The 17,403-nt window shown below is 68.7% G+C and carries 16 protein-coding genes; 9 read left to right on the forward strand and 7 right to left on the reverse strand.

From position 1 onward, the window contains the following. Positions 1-26 precede the first annotated feature (26 nt). From BMZ21_RS17010 to BMZ21_RS17030, 5 genes are all read left to right on the forward strand, one after another. A complete protein-coding gene (locus BMZ21_RS17010; RefSeq protein ID WP_091836740.1) occupies positions 27-1,205 on the forward strand; it encodes an ABC transporter permease in 1,179 nt (392 codons plus the stop codon). A gap of 3 nt (positions 1,206-1,208) precedes the next feature. Further along, the gene (locus BMZ21_RS17015; protein ID WP_091836742.1) at positions 1,209-2,054 is read left to right on the forward strand and encodes an ABC transporter permease; all 846 of its coding nucleotides are present in this window, start codon (positions 1,209-1,211) and stop codon (positions 2,052-2,054) included. Between the two features lie 8 nt (positions 2,055-2,062). After that, complete coding sequence (locus tag BMZ21_RS17020) at positions 2,063-3,151, forward strand: ABC transporter ATP-binding protein (protein ID WP_091836744.1); 1,089 nt, start codon at positions 2,063-2,065, stop codon at positions 3,149-3,151. Positions 3,152-3,244: 93 nt separating this feature from the next. Continuing rightward, positions 3,245-4,423, forward strand: a complete 1,179-nt coding sequence (locus BMZ21_RS17025) for an FAD-dependent monooxygenase (RefSeq protein WP_167561663.1) — start codon at positions 3,245-3,247, stop codon at positions 4,421-4,423. Positions 4,424-4,431: 8 nt separating this feature from the next. Continuing rightward, a complete protein-coding gene (locus BMZ21_RS17030) occupies positions 4,432-5,169 on the forward strand; it encodes a maleate cis-trans isomerase family protein (protein ID WP_091836749.1) in 738 nt (245 codons plus the stop codon). Between the two features lie 12 nt (positions 5,170-5,181). Here the strand turns inward: BMZ21_RS17030 and BMZ21_RS17035 are convergent, their stop codons facing one another. The 4 genes from BMZ21_RS17035 to acnA form a co-directional block, all read right to left on the reverse strand. Beyond that, entirely contained in the window at positions 5,182-5,580 is a 399-nt protein-coding gene (locus BMZ21_RS17035; protein ID WP_091836751.1) for a RidA family protein, read from the reverse strand. 126 nt (positions 5,581-5,706) lie between these two features. After that, positions 5,707-6,438 carry an isochorismatase family protein gene (locus tag BMZ21_RS17040; RefSeq protein ID WP_091836753.1) on the reverse strand — a complete coding sequence of 244 codons (732 nt, stop codon included), beginning with the start codon at positions 6,436-6,438 and terminating at the stop codon, positions 5,707-5,709. Positions 6,439-6,456: 18 nt separating this feature from the next. After that, a complete protein-coding gene (locus BMZ21_RS17045) occupies positions 6,457-7,818 on the reverse strand; it encodes a dihydroorotase (protein WP_091836755.1) in 1,362 nt (453 codons plus the stop codon). Continuing rightward, the gene (gene acnA, locus BMZ21_RS17050; protein WP_091837143.1) at positions 7,815-10,523 is read right to left on the reverse strand and encodes an aconitate hydratase AcnA; all 2,709 of its coding nucleotides are present in this window, start codon (positions 10,521-10,523) and stop codon (positions 7,815-7,817) included. The genes BMZ21_RS17045 and acnA overlap by 4 nt, the downstream gene beginning before the upstream one ends. A gap of 239 nt (positions 10,524-10,762) precedes the next feature. On the opposite strand from acnA, the gene BMZ21_RS17055 reads away from it, so the two are divergent. From BMZ21_RS17055 to BMZ21_RS17070, 4 genes are read left to right on the forward strand one after another with little or no spacing between them, the layout of a single operon-like run. Next, a complete protein-coding gene (locus tag BMZ21_RS17055; RefSeq protein WP_091836758.1) occupies positions 10,763-11,464 on the forward strand; it encodes a GntR family transcriptional regulator in 702 nt (233 codons plus the stop codon). After that, positions 11,461-12,411, forward strand: coding sequence for an isocitrate lyase/PEP mutase family protein (locus BMZ21_RS17060; protein ID WP_091836760.1), 951 nt, complete (start codon positions 11,461-11,463; stop codon positions 12,409-12,411). The genes BMZ21_RS17055 and BMZ21_RS17060 overlap by 4 nt, the downstream gene beginning before the upstream one ends. 13 nt (positions 12,412-12,424) lie before the next feature. Next, entirely contained in the window at positions 12,425-13,810 is a 1,386-nt protein-coding gene (locus tag BMZ21_RS17065) for an FAD-dependent oxidoreductase (protein ID WP_091836762.1), read from the forward strand. A gap of 16 nt (positions 13,811-13,826) precedes the next feature. Continuing rightward, the gene (locus BMZ21_RS17070) at positions 13,827-14,753 is read left to right on the forward strand and encodes a LysR family transcriptional regulator (protein WP_091836764.1); all 927 of its coding nucleotides are present in this window, start codon (positions 13,827-13,829) and stop codon (positions 14,751-14,753) included. A gap of 7 nt (positions 14,754-14,760) precedes the next feature. Here BMZ21_RS17070 and BMZ21_RS17075 read toward each other — a convergent pair whose 3' ends face one another. The 3 genes from BMZ21_RS17075 to BMZ21_RS17085 are packed head-to-tail and all read right to left on the reverse strand — an operon-like array spanning position 14,761 to position 17,151. Further along, positions 14,761-15,480 carry an SDR family NAD(P)-dependent oxidoreductase gene (locus tag BMZ21_RS17075; RefSeq protein ID WP_091836766.1) on the reverse strand — a complete coding sequence of 240 codons (720 nt, stop codon included), beginning with the start codon at positions 15,478-15,480 and terminating at the stop codon, positions 14,761-14,763. Beyond that, positions 15,473-16,528 carry an LLM class flavin-dependent oxidoreductase gene (locus tag BMZ21_RS17080; RefSeq protein ID WP_091836768.1) on the reverse strand — a complete coding sequence of 352 codons (1,056 nt, stop codon included), beginning with the start codon at positions 16,526-16,528 and terminating at the stop codon, positions 15,473-15,475. Before BMZ21_RS17080 ends, BMZ21_RS17075 begins: the two co-directional genes overlap by 8 nt. Continuing rightward, positions 16,525-17,151, reverse strand: a complete 627-nt coding sequence (locus tag BMZ21_RS17085; protein ID WP_091836771.1) for an NADPH-dependent FMN reductase — start codon at positions 17,149-17,151, stop codon at positions 16,525-16,527. Before BMZ21_RS17085 ends, BMZ21_RS17080 begins: the two co-directional genes overlap by 4 nt. Positions 17,152-17,403: the final 252 nt, after the last annotated feature.

The raw sequence follows: 17,403 nt of genomic DNA on the forward strand, positions 1-17,403 counted from the left end.
CCGGCGCGCGGCCGCGGGGACTCGGCATGTCACGACGGAACCTGCTGGCGGCGGCGCTGATCGCGCCCCTCCTGCTCCTGGTCACGCTGAGTTTTCTCGTCCCGCTCGGGGCGACGCTCTATCGGGCGGTCGACGATCCCGAATTCTCGACCGCCCTGCCCCGCACCGCGGCGCTCCTACGCGCCTGGGACGGCAAGGACCTGCCGCCCGACGAGGCCTTCGCCGCCATCGTCGAGGAACTGCGCGCCGCGCAGCAGAACCAGGAGGCCGGGGCCGTCCTCAGCCGCCTGAACTTCGAGGAGACCGGCCTTCGCAGCTTGTTGCTGCAGGCTGCCCGCGCCTCCGCGCGATTGGCTCCTCCGATCAAGGATGGCCTGATCGCGCTCAATCCGCGCTGGGGCGAACCCGAGCTCTGGCGCATGTTCAAGCGCGCCACCGGCCCCTGGACCTCGCTCTATCTGCTGCGTTCGCTCGATATGCGCCCGACCGACAAGGGCATCGTCCATGCCGGCGCGGAGGATGCGGTCTTCCTGCCGCTGTTCTGGCGCACCTTCGAGATCAGCCTGATCGTCACGGTGATCTGCGCGCTGCTGGCCTATCCCGTCGCCTACACGCTTTCGATCCTGCCGCAGGGCTGGGCCAATGCCGGGATGATGCTGGTGCTGATCCCGTTCTGGACCTCGATCCTGGTGCGGACCACCGCCTGGTTCATCATCCTGCAGCGCGAGGGGCCGATCAACGCGCTGCTGATGGCGTTCGACATCGTCAACCAGCCACTGACGATGATCTTCACCCGCTTTGCCGTCTATCTCGCCATGGTCCATGTGCTGCTGCCCTTCGCCATCCTGCCGCTCTACGGCGTGATGAAGGGTATCAAGCCGGACTATATGCGCGCCGCCGCCTCGCTCGGCGCGCCGGGCTGGCGCCGCTTCCTGCGCATCTATCTGCCGCTGACCATGCCGGGCGTCGCTGCGGGATCGCTGATGGTGTTCATGCTCTCGGTCGGCTTCTACATTACGCCCGCCCTCGTCGGCGGTTCCGGCGACCAGATGGTCAGCTACTTCATCGCCTTCTTCACCAACACCTCGGTGAACTGGGGCATGGCCGCCGCGCTGGCGACGCTGCTGATGGCGATGACCGCCCTACTCGTCATCGTCGCGCGGCTGATCGTGCCGGGCTTCCGCTCCGGCAATGTGAAGGTCTGAGCGATGGCAGGCGCCGCTCCCTCCTCCCCTGCGCGCAAGCTCTCGGTCGGGCGCCTCGCACTGGCGCTAGCCACGGCCCTGATCCTGCTCTTCCTGGTCGCGCCGATCGTCGTCGTCTTCCCGCTCTCGCTCTCCTCGGGCGAGTTGCTGGTGCTGCCGACGCCGGGCTATTCGCTGCGCTGGTACGAGGACTTCTTCACGTCGAGCCGCTGGCTCGGCGCCACCTGGAACAGCTTCGTCGTCGGCATCGCCACCATGATCCTGGCGACCCTGCTCGGCACACTCGCCGCCTTCGGCATCTTCCTCGGCCGCTTCCCCGGCAAGGCGCTGCTGCTCGCCATCCTGTCGCTGCCGATGGTGACGCCGGTCATCGTCACCGCGATCGCCATGTATTTCTCGCTATCGCTCGTCGGCCTCGGCTCGACGCTGACCGGGCTGATCCTCGCCCACACCGTGCTGTCGGTGCCCTTCGTGCTGCTGACGGTGCTGGCCTCGCTGCAGACCTTCGACCAGAACCTGCTGCGCGCCGCCGCCAGCCTCGGCGCCAATCCGGCGATCGCCTTCCGCCGCGTCGTGCTGCCGCTGATCGCGCCGGGCGTAGCGACCGGCGCGCTCTTCGCCTTCGCCACATCCTTCGACGAACTGATCGTGGCACTGTTCATCGCCAGCCCCGGCCAGTTCACGCTGCCGCGCCAGATGTATGCCGGCCTGCGCGAATTCCTGAGCCCGACCATCGCCGCCGCCGCCGTGCTGCTGATCCTCTTCTCGGTGCTGCTGCTGGCCCTCAACGAATTCATCCGGAAGCGCGCGCAGGCACGCGGGGCCTCCCCCTCCGGCCCGACCGCATGAGTACTGGCATGAGTGATCCCATCATCGTCTTCGACAAGGTCACCAAGAGCTATGACGGCACGACGCAGGTCGTGAAGTCGCTCGACTTCGCCGTCGAGCGCGGCGAGTTCGTCACGCTGCTCGGCCCCTCCGGCTCGGGCAAGACCACGACGCTGATGATGCTGGCCGGCTTCGAGGACCCGTCCGGCGGCACCATCACCTTCGACGGCCGCCCGCTGAACAATGTCCCGGCCCATCGGCGCGGCATCGGCGTGGTCTTCCAGAACTATGCGCTGTTCCCGCATATGAGTGTCGCCGCCAACCTCTCCTTCCCGATGGAGATGCAAAGCGTCAGCCGGGCGGAGCGCGAAGAGCGGGTGCGGGGCGCGCTCGACATGGTCAAGCTCGGCCATCTCGCCGACCGGCGCCCGACGCAGCTCTCCGGCGGCCAGCAGCAGCGCGTCGCGCTCGCCCGCGCTCTGGTCTTCCGGCCCAAGCTCGTGCTGATGGACGAGCCCCTCGGAGCGCTCGACAAGCAGTTGCGCGAGCACATGCAGCTCGAGATCAAGCATATCCACGAGCAGCTCGGCGTCACCGTGGTCTACGTCACCCACGACCAAGGCGAGGCGCTGACCATGTCGAACCGTGTCGCCGTCTTCCATCATGGCCGCATCCAGCAACTGGCGCCGCCGAACGAGATCTACGAGAAGCCGGCCAACGCCTTCGTCGCCTCCTTCATCGGCGAGAACAACAGGCTCGACGGGAGCATTGTCGCCCGCGACGGCGCCCAGTGTCGCCTGCGCCTCTCCGATGGCAGCGAGGTCCGCGCCATAGCCGGCACCGACCTGCCGGTCGGCGCACAAGCCGTATTGGCGCTTCGCCCCGAAAAGGTCCTGATCGGCCCCGCCGCCGCCGGCGAGAACCGCTTCGACGCCGTGATCGAGGAACTCATCTATTACGGAGACCACACCCGCCTGCGCCTGCGCGTCGGCGGTTCCGACAGCTTCACCGCCCGCCTGACCTTTCGCGACGGCCTGCCCGCTCTGCAGCGCGGCGAGCGCATCCCGGTCGGCTGGGCGACGGCGGACTGCCTCGCGCTCGGCCCGGAAGAGACCTGAGGGCCGCTCACGGCCGCTCTTGCCAAAACATATTAAGTAGCATACTTAATACAAATAAATGCGCGACGCATGGCGCCGCTGCGGAGGATGCTCATGACTGCCAGCCTGACAACGCAAGTGATCGTAGCCGGCGCCGGGCCGGTCGGCCTCGTCGCCGCCCTGATCCTTGCCAGAGCGGGCGTCGACGTCGTCGTGCTCGAAAAGCGCGCCGCCCTCACAGCCGCCTCCAAGGCCTCGACCTTCCACCCAGCGACGCTGGAGATCCTCGATGAGCTCGGCGTGCTCGCGCCGATGCTGGCCGAGGGCGAGATCGTCAAGCGCATCCAGTACCGCACGCCGGAAGGCCCCTTCGCCGAGTTCATCCTCGCCGACCTCGCCGAGCGCACCCCCTTCCCCTTCCGGCTGCATCTGGAGCAGGCCCGCCTGACGCCGCTGCTGCTGGCGCAGATCGAAGCGCTTCCCAATGCCCGCGTGCTGTTCGGCGCCGGTTTCGAGGCGCTGACGCAGGACGAGAATGGCGTCACCGTCACTGCCGACCGCGATGGCGCGCCGCTAACCATCAGAGCCGACTACCTGCTCGGCACCGACGGCGCCCGTAGTGCCGTGCGCGAGGCGCTGGGCATCGCCTTCGACGGCATGGTCTATCCGCACAAGGTCCTGCGGGTGATGACCTCGGACGATCTCGACGCCGTGCTGCCGGGAATCGCGTCGATCACCTATCTGCACAATGGCTCGAAGTCCCTGAGCTTCCTCAAGATGCCGGATTGCTGGCGCATCATCATCCGCGTGCCCGGCGACGTGCCGGACGAGACCGCGCTGCAGGACGGCTGGTTCGCCGACCGCATCCGCGAGGTCATGCCGAGCTGGACTAAGCCGCCGACCGTTCTGGGACGCGACGTCTACGGCGCCAGCCGCCGTGTCGCCTCGCACTACCATGTCGGCCGGGCCTTCCTCGCCGGCGACGGCGCCCATGTCACCAATACGCGCGGCGGCATGAACATGAACTGCGGCATCCACGACGCGAAGGCGCTGGCCGAGGCGATGATCCGCGCCCTGCGCGAGCATCGGCCGGAGCTCGTCGTTGCGGCCGCGACCGAGCGCAAGCGCATCGCCGAAGAGATGCTGATCCCGCGCACCGACCGCAATGTCGCCGGCGGCGCGGACTGGCTGCAGAAGGTGCGCGATCTCGCCGCCTCGCGCAGCAGCGCCATCGACTATCTCGCCACCGCCGCGATGCTCGACATGCTCGAGCGCCCTGCCCGCGCCGCCTGAGGGACGCCATGGATCTGTCTCAACTCGCCACGCAGCCGGCGCTCGGTGTCCTCGTCCCGCCGGCCAACCCGACCGTCGAGCCGGAGATGAACCGGCTGATCTCCTCGGGCGCGCGGATCTACGCCACGCGTCTGCCGGTGATGCCGGACACGACGCTGGAGCAGCGCAACCGCGCCTATATCGCCTCCTACCAGCCGGCGCTGAAGAGCTTCGGCAGCCTGAAGCTCGATGCCGCGACAGTCGCGCTGACCGGGCCGAGCTACCGGCTCGGCGCCAGCGCCGACGATGCCCTCGCCGCATGCCTCTCCGAGGCCGCCGGTTTTCCGGTTGAGACCGCAAGCGGCGCGATCCGCCATGCGCTGAAGGCGATCGACGCCAGGCGCATCTGCCTGTTTTCGCCCTATCCGGCCTGGCTGACCGAGGAGGCTACGAGCTACTGGGCCGGCGCCGGTTTCACCGTCGCGCAGGTCGTCAAGGTCTCCGAGACCTTCCGCGCCTATGAACTGACCACGGAAGAGGTCGAGGACGCCTTGCGCCAGGTCGAGACCACCGGCATCGACGCCATCGTCATGAGCGGTACCGGCATGATCACTCTGCCGGCCATGCTGGGACGCGCCGAGGGCTCGGCCCCGCCGCTGCTCTCGTCCAATCTCTGCTGTGCCTGGTGGATGATGAAGCAGGCTGGCGTGAAGCCCGGCGCGCTGTTCGCGCGGGCCTGCTCACAGCTGAGCGCGACGCTGGGCTGAGCCAGGCCCGCCTCAGCCGCTAGGCCGGTGGGCGATGCATTTGATCTCGACCAGCAGGCCGGGATGGGCCAGCTCGGAGACACCGATCCGGGTCCAGGCATAGCCTTCGCGCGGGACGAGGCGGTTCTTGACCTCGCGGAACACGTCCATGTGGCGCGCCATCCCGACATGGTAGGTCGTGACGTCGACCATGTCGGCGAAGCTGCAGCCGGCGGCTTCCAGCACGATCCGGACATTCTCCCAGGCGGCGGCGAACTGCTCCGCCGGGTCCTCGATCACCTGGAGATCGGCGGTGCGACCGACCTGGCCGACGACATAGACGATCTCGCCGACGCGCACCGCCGGCGCATAGCCGGCCCGCTCGACGATGGCGCGCATCGATTCCGGGACGATGATCTCGCGATCGGCCATTGAATCCTCTCAGGCGTCATGCTCGGGCCTGTCCCGAGCATCTCGTGCCGAATGGGGCTCTGGAGCACATTCGTCCAGAGATTCCCGGCTCTGCGCTGCGCTTCGGCCAAGAATGACGGCCGCGCTTCAGCCCTGCACACCGGTCGGCAGGTCGTCGCGGACGGCGAGGCCGCCGAGATAGTCCTTGACCTCGGCCGACGGGATCACGTCGGCATATTTGCAGTTGAGGTCGAACAGGTTGATCGCGTGGCTCGCCTGGAAGCGGTCGAACGCCGTCTCCTCCGGGATCACCACCTTGAAGTTATAGGAATAGGCGTCGACCGCGGTCGCGCGCAGACAACCCGAGGTGGTGCAGCCGGTCAGGATCAGCGTGTCGACGTCGAAGAAGTTGAGATGGCTCATGAAGATGGTGCCGAAGAAGCAGGACGGCTTGCGCTTGCCGATGCGGATGTCCTGCGGGCGCGGCGCCAGCGGCGCGACGGTCTGGGTCGCGTGCGTGCCCTCGGTCGAGGTCTTCTCGGCGCCGCGATGGTTCTTGCCGACCTGCACGCCGGAATCGATCATGTCCGGCCGGCGGGCGCTCTCGGTGTAGAAGACCGGGATGTTCTTCTCGCGCGCCAGTTCCAGCAGCGGCACGATGTGCTCGACCGCCGCCCAGGCCTCGGGACCGCAATGGGTGCGGTACTGCTTCAGACCTTCCAGGATGTCCTCAGGCTTGTCGCCGCAGAAATTGTACTGGACGTCGATGATGAACAGGGCCGGACGCTTGCCGAAGCCGCCGCGCTTGCCATAGCCGGCCTGCGCATAGACCTGCTTGTCGCGCTCGGTCAGGAAATCGTCCCAGATTCGCTTGGTCATCGTCTTCAGCTTTCGGTCTCAGGAGCGGTGCAGATAACGGCCGGCCGGCGTCGCGCGGGCATCGGGATCGACGGCGCCGTCGCTGGCGATGATCCGGCCGCGCAGGATGGTGCGTACCGGCGCGCCCTTGAAGCGCATGCCCTCATAGGGCGAGTAGTCGGAGTGCGATTCCTGCGTCGCCGGATCGACCAGGACTTCTCTGTCGGGATCCACGACGACGAGGTCGGCATCCATGCCCACGGCGATGTGGCCCTTGTTCGGGATCGAATAGAGCTTCGCGACATTGGCGCTGGTCGCGGCGGCGATCTGCTCGATCGGCAGCCCGCGCTTGTGCACGCCCTCATGGATCAGGATCGGCAGCAGCGTGCCGAGGCCGGGGAAGCCGGCGCTGGCCTTCCAGATGTCCGGCCCCTTGGTCTCCCGCTTGCGCGGCACATGGTCGGAGCCGATGGTCGAGATCGTGCGGTCGCGCACGCCCTCCCACAGCGCCTCGACATCGTTCCGAGATCGCAGCGGCGGATTGACCTTGCCGAGGAAGCCGATGGGCGACTGGCTGGTCAGCGAAAGGTAATGGCTGCAGGTCTCGACATGGATCGGCGCCCGGCCCGGCCGCTTCGCCCGGCGCACGATCTCGAGGCTCTCGGCGCTCGACATGTGCACGATATTGACCGGGCACTGCGCCTTCTCGCCGAAATAGATCACGCGGAAGACGTTCTCGGCTTCGAGGAAGCCGGGGCTCTGCTCGTCCCAGACCGGCAGGTCGTTGCGGCCGGCCTCTTTCAGCGGCTCGCGGAAGACCGGAATGACCTCGACATTCTCGCAATGGACGCCGACGACGCCGCCCTTGATGCGCGCGCCCTGCAGCAGCGCCCGGTAGAGCAACCCGTCATCGATCTCGGTGAAGCCCTTCGCCGCGCCTGAGGCGCCCTTGTACATCAGGTAGACCTTGATCGAGGTCACGCCGAAGCGCTCGGCGCATTCCGGCAGCGTGTCGATATGCAGCTTGCTGGTGACGCCGAAATGGAATCCGAAATCGATCAGCGACTGGCTCTCGCCGCGCTCCTTCCACGGCCCGGTCGACTGGCGCAGATCGTTGGACCGGTGGAAGGTCATCATCCCGGTGACGCCGCCGATGGCAGCCGAGCGCGATTCCGTCTCGAAATCGGTCTCGTTCGAGCCGAAGCCAATATGGGTATGCGGGTCGATCAGCCCCGGCATCACCCATTTGCCGCGGCAATCGATGACTTTCCTGGCGCTTGCCTGCTCGCCCGGCGCCAGCAGCGCGGCGATGCGTCCGTCCTTGACCGCGACCGAGCCGGTGCGGACCCCGACGCCCGGGAAGACGATCTCGCCCCCCGCCAGCAAGAGATCGAAACTCATGGATGCTCCGTCGTGACCAGAGCCGGCGCGGCGGGCCGGGTGAAGAAGGCGAGGACCTCGGCCATGATGCCGCCGGCGCGCAGGCAGGCGCGCTCGCTCCGGGTCGAGACATCGGCCGTGACCGAAAAGCGGATCGAACCGGCAGCGCCGGTGGCGGTGACCATGGCCGGCGCGGTCCCATCGATCGCGGCGACGATCCCCTCGATATCGAAGCTCTCGCTGCCGTCGAGCCCGAGCTGGCGCCAGCCTTCGCCGTCGGCGAAACGCAGCGGCACCACACCCATGCCGATCAGGTTGGAGCGATGGATGCGCTCATAGCTCTCGGCGATGACGGCGCGCACGCCGAGCAGGGCCGAGCCCTTGGCAGCCCAGTCGCGGCTGGAGCCCATGCCGTAGTCCTTGCCGCCCAGCACGATGAGCGGCACGCCGCGCTCGCCATAGGCGGTCGCGGCCTCGTGGATGGAGACGACCTCGCCTTCCGGCTGGAGCTTGGTCCAGCCGCCCTCGCGGCCGGGCACCATCTGGTTCTTGATGCGCAGGTTGGCGAAGGTGGCGCGCGCCATCACCTCGTGATTGCAGCGCCGGCCGACATAGGTGTTGAACGCCTTCGGCTCGATGCCAAGCCCGATCAGATAGCGCCCCGCCGGGCTGTCGACCGGGATCTCGCCGCTCGGCGAGATGTGGTCGGTGGTCAGCGAGTCGCCATAGGCCCCGAGCACGCGCACACCCGTCAGGCGCTCCGGCACACCCTCGCGCGCCCGCTCGCGGGCGAGCTCCAGGAAGGGCGGCTCGACCAGATAGCTCGATTGCGGGTTCCAGCCGAAGCGCAGCCCGCTCGGCGCCGCGAGTTCATCCCAGAGCAGACTCGACGGCAGGTCGCCATAGACCTCGCGGAACAGGCGCGCATCGCCTGCACGTGCCGCCAGCGTGGCGATCTCAGTCTCGTCCGGCCAGAGATCGGCGAGCCGGACCGGGTTCCGCGCATCCGCCCCGTTGAGCGGCTCGTTTTCGAGATCGATATCGATCCGCCCGGCCAGCGCAAAGGCGACGACCAGCGGCGGCGACATGATGTAGTTGGCCCGCACCTGGCGATGGATGCGGCCCTCGAAATTGCGGTTGCCCGAGAGCGCAGCGGCGGCGACCAGCCCGCCGGCATCGATCGCCTGCGCCATCGCCGGCAGCAGCGGGCCGGACTTGCCGCCGCAGGTGGTGCAGCCATAGCCGACGACGCCGAAGCCGAGCCGCTCCAGCGGAGCCAGCAGGCTGAGCTCGTCGAGATAGCGCGTCACCACGCGCGAGCCCGGCGCCAGCGAGGTCTTGACCCAATCCGGAACGCTGAGCCCGGCCGCGATCGCATTGCGCGCCAGCAGCCCGGCGGCGATCATCACCGACGGATTGGAGGTGTTGGTGCAGGCGGTAATCGCCGCGATTGCCAACGCGCCATGCCGAAGCTCGGCTGAACCTGCTGGCGTCGAGATCGGAACGGCCGCGGCGGGATCGGCGGCAAAACCGCCTTCCGCCAGGGGCTGCGGCAGCCGGCCGCTGAAATCCGTCGCGACGGCGGATAGATCGAGCCGGTCCTGCGGCCGGCGCGGCCCGGCGACGCTGCGCCCGACCTTGGCGAGGTCGATCTGGACGACGCGGGAATAATCCGGGTCGGGCAGGCCGGGCTCGCGGAACATGGCATTGGCCCGGGCATAGGCCTCGACGAACGCCGCCTGCTCCGGCGAGCGCGTGCGGGCGAGATAGGCGATGGTCTGCGCGTCGATCGGAAAAAAGCCGGCGGTCGCGCCGTATTCCGGCGCCATATTGGCGAGCGTCGCCCTGGATGGCACCGACAGCGTCGCCGCGCCCGGCCCGAAATACTCGATCACGGTCGCAACGACGCGCTCGCGCCGCAGCCGCTCGGTGACGGTGAGGACGAGGTCGGTCGTGGTCGCGCCGGCGGACAGCGCCCCGACGAGCCGAACGCCGACGAATTCCGGCACGGGGAAGACATAGGGCTGGCCGAGCATCGCCGCCTGCGCTTCGATGCCACCGACGCCCCAGCCGAGCACGCCGATACCGTTGATCATCGGCGTGTGGGAATCGCCGCCGATGACGAAGTCCGGGCAGGCGATCTCGCCGAGCGATGTCGCGACCCGCGTGACGACCGGGGCGATGTGCTCCAGGTTGACCTGATGGATGATGCCCGTGCCGGGCGGATAGACACGGACGGAGCGGAAGGCCTGCTGCGCCCATTTCAGGAAGCTGTAGCGCTCGCCATTGCGCTCGAACTCGCGCGCCATGTTGCGCGCCATCGCGTCGGGCGTGGCCGAGACGTCGACCTGCAGGGAATGGTCGACGATGACGTCGACGGGAATGCGCGGCTCGACGCTGGCCGGATCGCAGCCGGCCTCGGCAACGGCGTCGCGCAACGAGGCGAGATCGAGCAGCACCGGCAGGCCGCTGGAATCCGGCAGGATGACGCGGCCGATGGTCAGCGGCACGCCGACGCCGTGATTGTCGCGCCAGTGCAGCATCGCCGCGACGGCGTCCGCACCGATATTGGCATCGCAGAGCCGGCCGCGTTCGAGATTCTCGACGAAGACGCGGCAGGCATAGGGCAGCGTGGCAAGGCCGACACCGGCATGCTCGGCCGCATGGGCGACCGAGACATAAGCTCCCGCCGCGGCATCGATCTTCAGGCTGTCATCGGACGTCATGAAGTCGGCCATTTTGCCGTTCGCATCGCTCTCACCCGCCAAAAATGAAAGCCCGGCCTATAAATGTCAACACTTTCAAAAAAGTATTTTCCTACAGACGTTTTGATTCCGGGCAACCAGCTATCGGATTAAGGCCGCGATGCATATGGAGTTGGCCGCGCGATGTCCTGTGCGCTGACTTCCAACGGGCATCCTTCAAAACTGTTGACACATTTTCAACCCGCTTCTAGCATTCGCCCATGGACCTGCAGGAAGCGGAAACCGGCGAACGGCGCCCCGAGACGCTCGGCGAAGAGGTCTTCGGCCGCATCCTCGAGCTTATCTACAGCACCGAACTCGCGCCCGGCATGGTCGTCAACGAATCCGTGCTGGCGACGCGCTTCGGCGTCAGCCGCGGGCCGGTGCGCGAAGCGATCCGCCGCCTCCAGGGCATCCAGCTCGTCTCGCGCGAGCCGTTCCTACGGGCGCGCGTCGTCTCCCTGTCCGCCCAGGCGATCCTCGAGCTCTTCCAGATGCGCGAAGCGCTCGAAGGCTATGCCTGCCGCCTCGCCGCCCAGCGGATGAGCGAGGCCGAGATCGATGCGCTGATCGCCGATCTGGAAGCCGCCCATTCCGGCCAGCCGCCGCCCGAGGCGGCACGCTTCGACTTCCACGAGCGGGTCGTCCGCGCCAGCGGCAACAATCGCATCATCGACAGCCTCTGCGGCGATCTCTACCACCTGCTGCGCATCTACCGGCGCATCTCCGGGGCCGTGCCGGAGCGCAAGGAGCTCGCCTTCACCGAGCACTGGCAGATCCTGCGCGCCATCAAGATGCGCGACGGCGCCCTCGCCGAATCCCTGATGCGCTCGCATGTCGAGCGCGCCGGCCGCCATGTGCTGGCCCAGGTTCCCGAAACTCCATCCCCTGCCGCCACCGATGCGGAGAAACGAGCATCATGATCGCCAGACGCGAGATTTCGGCTCCGGCCGCCTTCCGGGCCCTGCTCAACTCCGGCGAGTTCCTGGTGTCGCCCGGCGTCTATGACGGCTACAGCGCCCGCCTGGTCGAGGCCGCCGGCTTCAAGAGCGCCTGCACCAGCGGCGCCGCCATCGCCAATGCGATCCTCGGCGTCGAGGATCTCGGCATGATGGGGCTGAACGAGAACGTCAATCACTGCCGCCAGCTCGCCCGCTCGATCGCGATCCCGCTGACCTGCGACGCGGACAACGGCTATGGCAACCCGATGAACGTGCATTACACCGTGCAGATGTTCGAGGAGGCCGGCGTCGCCGGCGTCAACCTGGAGGACCAGGTCAGCCCGAAGCGCTGCGGCCACATGCCCGGCAAGGAGGTCGTCTCAAGGGAGGAGATGGTCAAGAAGATCGAGGCCGCCTGCCTCGCCCGCCGCGACGACGACTTCGTCATCATCGCCCGTACCGACGCCCTCGCGGTCGAGGGCATCGACGCGACGCTTGAGCGCATCCGCGCCTACGTCGCTGCCGGCGCCGACGCGATCTTCCCCGACGCGGTCAAGACCGAGGATCAGATCGCCCGCGTCGTCGAGGCCGCCGGCGGCAAGCCGGTCTCGATCAACATGGGCTTCGGCATCCGCCCGCGCCCGACCACGCCGCTGATCCCGCTGCCGCGCCTGAAAGAACTCGGCGTGCGCCGCATCAGCCTGCCGCGCATGCTGCCGGCCGCCGCGATCAAGGCGATGCAGGAGGCGCTCTTCGTGATGCGCGGCGTGATGGAGACCGGCATCCCGGCCGATCGCTCCGATCTCCTGGTCGGCATCGACGAGATCTGGGACCTGATGGGCTTCCCCGCCATGCAGGCGCTGGAAAAGCAGCTCCTCACCACCGACCATTACGAGACCAAGTACAAGGCGACGGCGAAAGCCCACTGAGGCGGAGCGGACCATGACGTCCGCCGAGCCCGACCTCGAGGTCGACGTCGTAGTGATCGGCGCAGGCGGCTGCGGTCTCGTCGCGGCGCTCGCCGCGCATGAGGCAGGAGCCGAGGTCGCGGTCGTCGAAAAACTGCCGCGCCTCGCCGGCAACACCATGCTGTCGAGCGGCTCGATCCCCGCCGCCGGTACGCGCTTCCAGGCTGCCGCAGGGATCGCCGACGACCCCGCCCGCTTCGCCGCAGACTTACGCCGCACCGCCGGCCCCCACGAGGCCGAGGCACTGGTCGATCGCCTCGCCGACATCTCGGCGCCGATGGTCGAATGGCTCGCCGATACCATCGGCCTGCCGATCGAATTGATCGGCGCCTACCGCCATGTCGGGCACAGCGTCAACCGTCTCCACGCCGTGCCCTCGCGCCGCGGTGCTGACCTGATGCAGGGGCTCTGGCAGGCAGCGGAGGAACGCGGCGTCCCGGTGGCGCTGGCGACCCCTGCAATCGAACTTGTCGTCGAAGACGGCGCCGTCCGCGGCGCGCGGGTCCGGACGCAAGGCAGCGCGGAGAGCCTGATCGCGGCGAAAGCCGTGATCCTCGCCTGCAACGGTTTTGGCCATGACCGGGAACTGCTCGCCCGCTTCGCCCCCGACATCGCTGGAGCCGAATATTTCGGCGCGCTCGGCAGCGATGGCGAGGCGGTGCGCTGGGGCGAGGCGCTTGGTGCGCGCCTTGCCAATATGGGCGCCTATCAGGCTCATTCCGCGATCGCCCAGCCGCATGGCGAGCTCGTCACCTGGACCGTCGTCGAGAAGGGGGGCGTCATCGTCGACGAGACCGGCCGGCGCTTCGCCGACGAGACCCTCGGCTATTCCGCCTTCGCCGCGCCGGCGCTGGCACGCGGCGGTCGCCTGTTCGCCATCTATGACAGCCGCATCCGCGAGGCGACCGCCGCCGGCCAGCCGGATTTCGGCGTGCTCGTCGCCCATGGTGGCGCGCCCGATTTCGCCGATGCCACCGCGCTCGCCACAGCGTGCCGCCTGCCGCCGGATGTGCTCGGAGAGACGCTCGCGCTAACGGCCGGTGCAGCCCAGGGCGATCGGCCGGACGTCCTCGGCCGGAAGGCCTGGGGCATGGGGCCCCTGCAGGCGCCGTTCGTCGCGACACGGATCGCTCCGGCGCTGTTCCACACCCAGGGCGGCCTGCTGGTCGACGAGGAGGCGCGCGTGTTGCGCACGGATGGCGGCGTCGTTCCGGGCCTCTATGCCGGCGGCGGGGCCGCAGCCGGCATCAGCGGGCAGGCAGGCGGCGCCGGCTATGCCTCCGGCAACGGCCTGCTCGCAGCGCTCGGCCTTGGCTTCATCGCCGGGCGGGCGGCGGCTCGCCTGACGCGAACCGCCTAGAGGGAGGGCGCAGCCGATGGATCTCCGGGCGCTGCGCTATTTCCGGACCGTCGCCGAATGCGGCAGCTTCAGCCGCGCCTCGGAGATGCTGCGCATTTCCCAGCCGGCGGTCAGCCGCACCATCCGCGAGTTGGAAGGCGAGCTCGGCAAGGAGCTGCTCGAACGCGGCCGCGACGGCGCCCGCCTCACCGAGGCCGGCCGCATCCTGTTCGAGCACTCCGCCCAGCTGCTGCGCCAGGTCGAGCAGGCCGCCAGCGATGTCCGCCGCGGCGCCACCGCCCTGACCGGGCGCCTCACCATCGGCATGCCGCCAGGCGTCGGCCATCTGCTGGCGCCGCCTCTGCTCGCCCGCTTCAGCGCCGCGCACGAACAGGTCGAGATCAAGCTCGTCGGCGGGTTCTCCAGCCAGCTCCGCGACCTGCTCGCCCGCCGCCAGCTCGATCTCGCCTTCGCCCATGATCCGCTGCCGCAGCGCGGTCTCAAGGTCACGCCGCTGCTGCGCGAGGAGGTCTTCGTCGTCGGGCTTCACGGCAGCCTCGGCGACGGCACCGGTGGATTGCCCTCGGCCGAGATCGTCAAATTGCCGCTGATCCTGCCGAGCCGGCCGAACGCCTCGCGCCGCCTGCTCGACGCCTGGGCCGCACGTGAGGGCCTGTGGATCGACGCGCGCTACGAGGTCGACGACCACGTCATCACCAGCGGGCTGGTCAGGCGCGGCCTCGGCGTCAGCCTGATGACCCGCGCCACCCTCGCCGCCGGCATGCTCGCCGGGGCGGTCGACATCCGCCCGATCGCGCCGCGCGCCTATTGGCCGCTGGCGCTGGTCGAGCTTGATCTGCCCTCGCCCTCGACGATTGCGGCGGAGTTCGCCCGGATCGCGCTCGGGATCGTCCGCGAGATGACCGAGCAGGGCGGCTGGCCCGGCGCGATCGGCCCGGAGTGAACCGGCCTCAACTCGGCGCGACCAGCGAGGCCCCGCCGCAGACATAGAGCGTCTGGCCGGTGATCGCCCCGGCCTCCGGCGCCAGCAGGCACTGCACGAGATAGGCGACCTCGTCCGGCGCGATCAGCCGGCCGAGCGGCAGCGAGACGGCAGGCGCCTCGCCGCGACCGGGATCGCGCAGCATCGGCGTGTCCGTCGCAGCCGGCGCCACGACATTGACTGTGATGCCGTGCGGCGCCAGCTCGAGCGCGAGGCTCCGGGCAAGGCCCTGCAGCGCCGCCTTGCTCGCGGCATAGGCGCCCCTCCCCGGCCGGCCGAGCGCGCCGCGGCTCGACAGCAGCACGATACGCCCGCGGATATCAGGCAGGATCGGCACGAGCTCGCGCAGGATGGCGATGGCGGCGCCGACATGCAGTCGCCAGAGCGTTTCCATATCCTCGTCGCGGATCTCGGTGATGCGCCCGGTCCGCATCAGCCCGGCGCAATGCACGAAGGCGTCCGGCCGCTCCGCCAGGATGTCCGGCAAGGCACTCGCCAGCGCAGCGGCATCGAGCAGATCGAGCGGCACTGTGCGCAGGCCGGCAGCCTCCGCCTCGGTCGGTGCCGCCTGGCGGTCGATCCCGGTCACGCGCCAGCCAGCTGCCAGCAGGCGCTGCGCCAGCGCAAGGCCGATCCCGGACGAGCTGCCGGTAATCAGGGCGTGGCGGGAGAATACCGCCTCAGCCATCGGCCGGCTCCGGCTGTATCGCCGCACCATCGATCACCAATCGCTCGCGCAGCAGCGGAACGACCTCCTCGGCAAAATTGGCAAGCCCCTCCGCCATCGGGTGGAAGCGCAGCATCAGGCAATCTACGCCGATGCGTGAGTACGTCTCGATCCGCTGCGCCAACAATTCCGGCGTGCCGACTAGCCCGGCCCCAAGCCCGCGCGCAGCCACGGCGGCGATGCGGCTGCGCTTGCCGTAGTGCAGCATCTCCTGCGCCTGCGCATGGGCGTCGTCCAGCGTATCGGCGCAGATCACATGCGCGCTGAGCCCGATCCCGAGTTCGCGCTCGTGGCCGGCGGCGAGCGCCTTCATCTCGGCGATCTCCTGCGTCATCACCGCCAGGTTGTCGTCATAGAGGCGGTAATCGGGCACGTAGTCGGCGAACCAGACATCGCAGCTTTCCGCCACCAGCGCCTTGCCCTCGGGCGAGCGGCTGGCGGCGTAGATCGGCGGCGGCGAGCGGCGCGCCTTCAAGGGCAGGCTCGCCTTGTCGACCGTGTAGAAGCGGCCGCTGAACGAGAACGCCTCCTGCGTCCACAGCCCGCGCAGCACCCGGACGAATTCGCCGAGGCGCGCGGCGCGGTCGGCGCTGCTCTCCAGCCAGCCGCCATTGCCGAATAGATTGAGCTCGTCGGGCCACCAGCCATTGACCAGGTTGATCGCGAAGCGCCCGCCGCTGATCCGGTCGAGCGAGGCGCCCATCTTGGCCACGGCCTGCGGCGTGACGATGCCGGGATGGGCGGCGACCATCAGCTCCATCCGCTGCGTCCGCTGCGAAAGTGCCGAGGCCATCACCCAGGATTCGAGATCCGGCCCAAGCCAGCGCTCGGCGATCAGGGAGATCGAGAACCCCGCTTCTTCCGCCTGCTGCAGGATGCGAGCGGCAAATTCGAAGGAGGTGTCGGCCGCATCCCCGGCGCCCGCCGTGCCGAGCTCGGCGATCGCACGCTCCATCTCGGGTTCGGCGCGGATGGTGTGGGGCAGCGGCGCCCAGATTCCCAGTCTCATGGCGCAGTCCCGGTCGACGTGAAGGCCGCGGCGGGCTGCACGGACGCCAGCCCGACGAGCGCCGATCCCTGCGAATGGGCGAAGGCAAGCACCTGCTCGCCGACGCGCCGGAGATCGGCGGCGACTGCAGGGTCGCTGCAAATTCCCCCGGCGAACAGGCCGGGCGCCGTGCGGATCGTTGCGCCGTACGGCGTGGGCCAGCCCCGTAGCGCGTGCGCGATCGTCCGCAGCGTCGCCAGCGTCTGGCCCGCCGCCTGCCATCCGGCGGCGCAGGCGATCAGCCCGATCGGAATACCGTCGAGATAGGGCCGCGGCTCCCCCGACAGCTCCTCGGCATAGTCGAGCGCGTTCTTGATCAGGCCGGAGATGGTGCCGTGATAGGCCGGGCTCGCGATGATGAGCCCGTCGCAATGCATGAGCGCCGAAACCAGCGCTGCAGCACCCGCATCCTGGCGCGCGATGCCTGGCTGATAGAGCGGCAGCAGCAGGTCGCGCCCGGCGAAGATGCGGATCTCGGCCTCATCCGCGATCGCCTCGCAGGCCTGGCGCAAGGCGAGTTCGCTCGAGGATTGCTCACGGGGCGTGCCGCCGATGCCGACGATGAGCGGCTTGACGGCGGGCATTCTCGCGGGAGGGGACGTGGCCAGCATGGGCTCCGGCTCGGACAGGACAGGGCGCCTCACAAGACCGGGCTCACGACCCGGCGTCCAAGGCCGTTTCGTCATCGCCCCATAAGCGGATTGCATGCAGATCTCGCGCATACTGTTGACACTATCGACGATGGACTCTGCGCCATCTCCAAAGTGCACCGCGCCCCTGCAACACCAGCCTCATTGAGGGGGGACCATGAGGCGCTGCTGATGCAGGACTTCAAC

The organism is Allobosea lupini (genome assembly GCF_900109525.1).
Classification (GTDB): Bacteria; Pseudomonadota; Alphaproteobacteria; order Rhizobiales; family Beijerinckiaceae; genus Allobosea; species Allobosea lupini.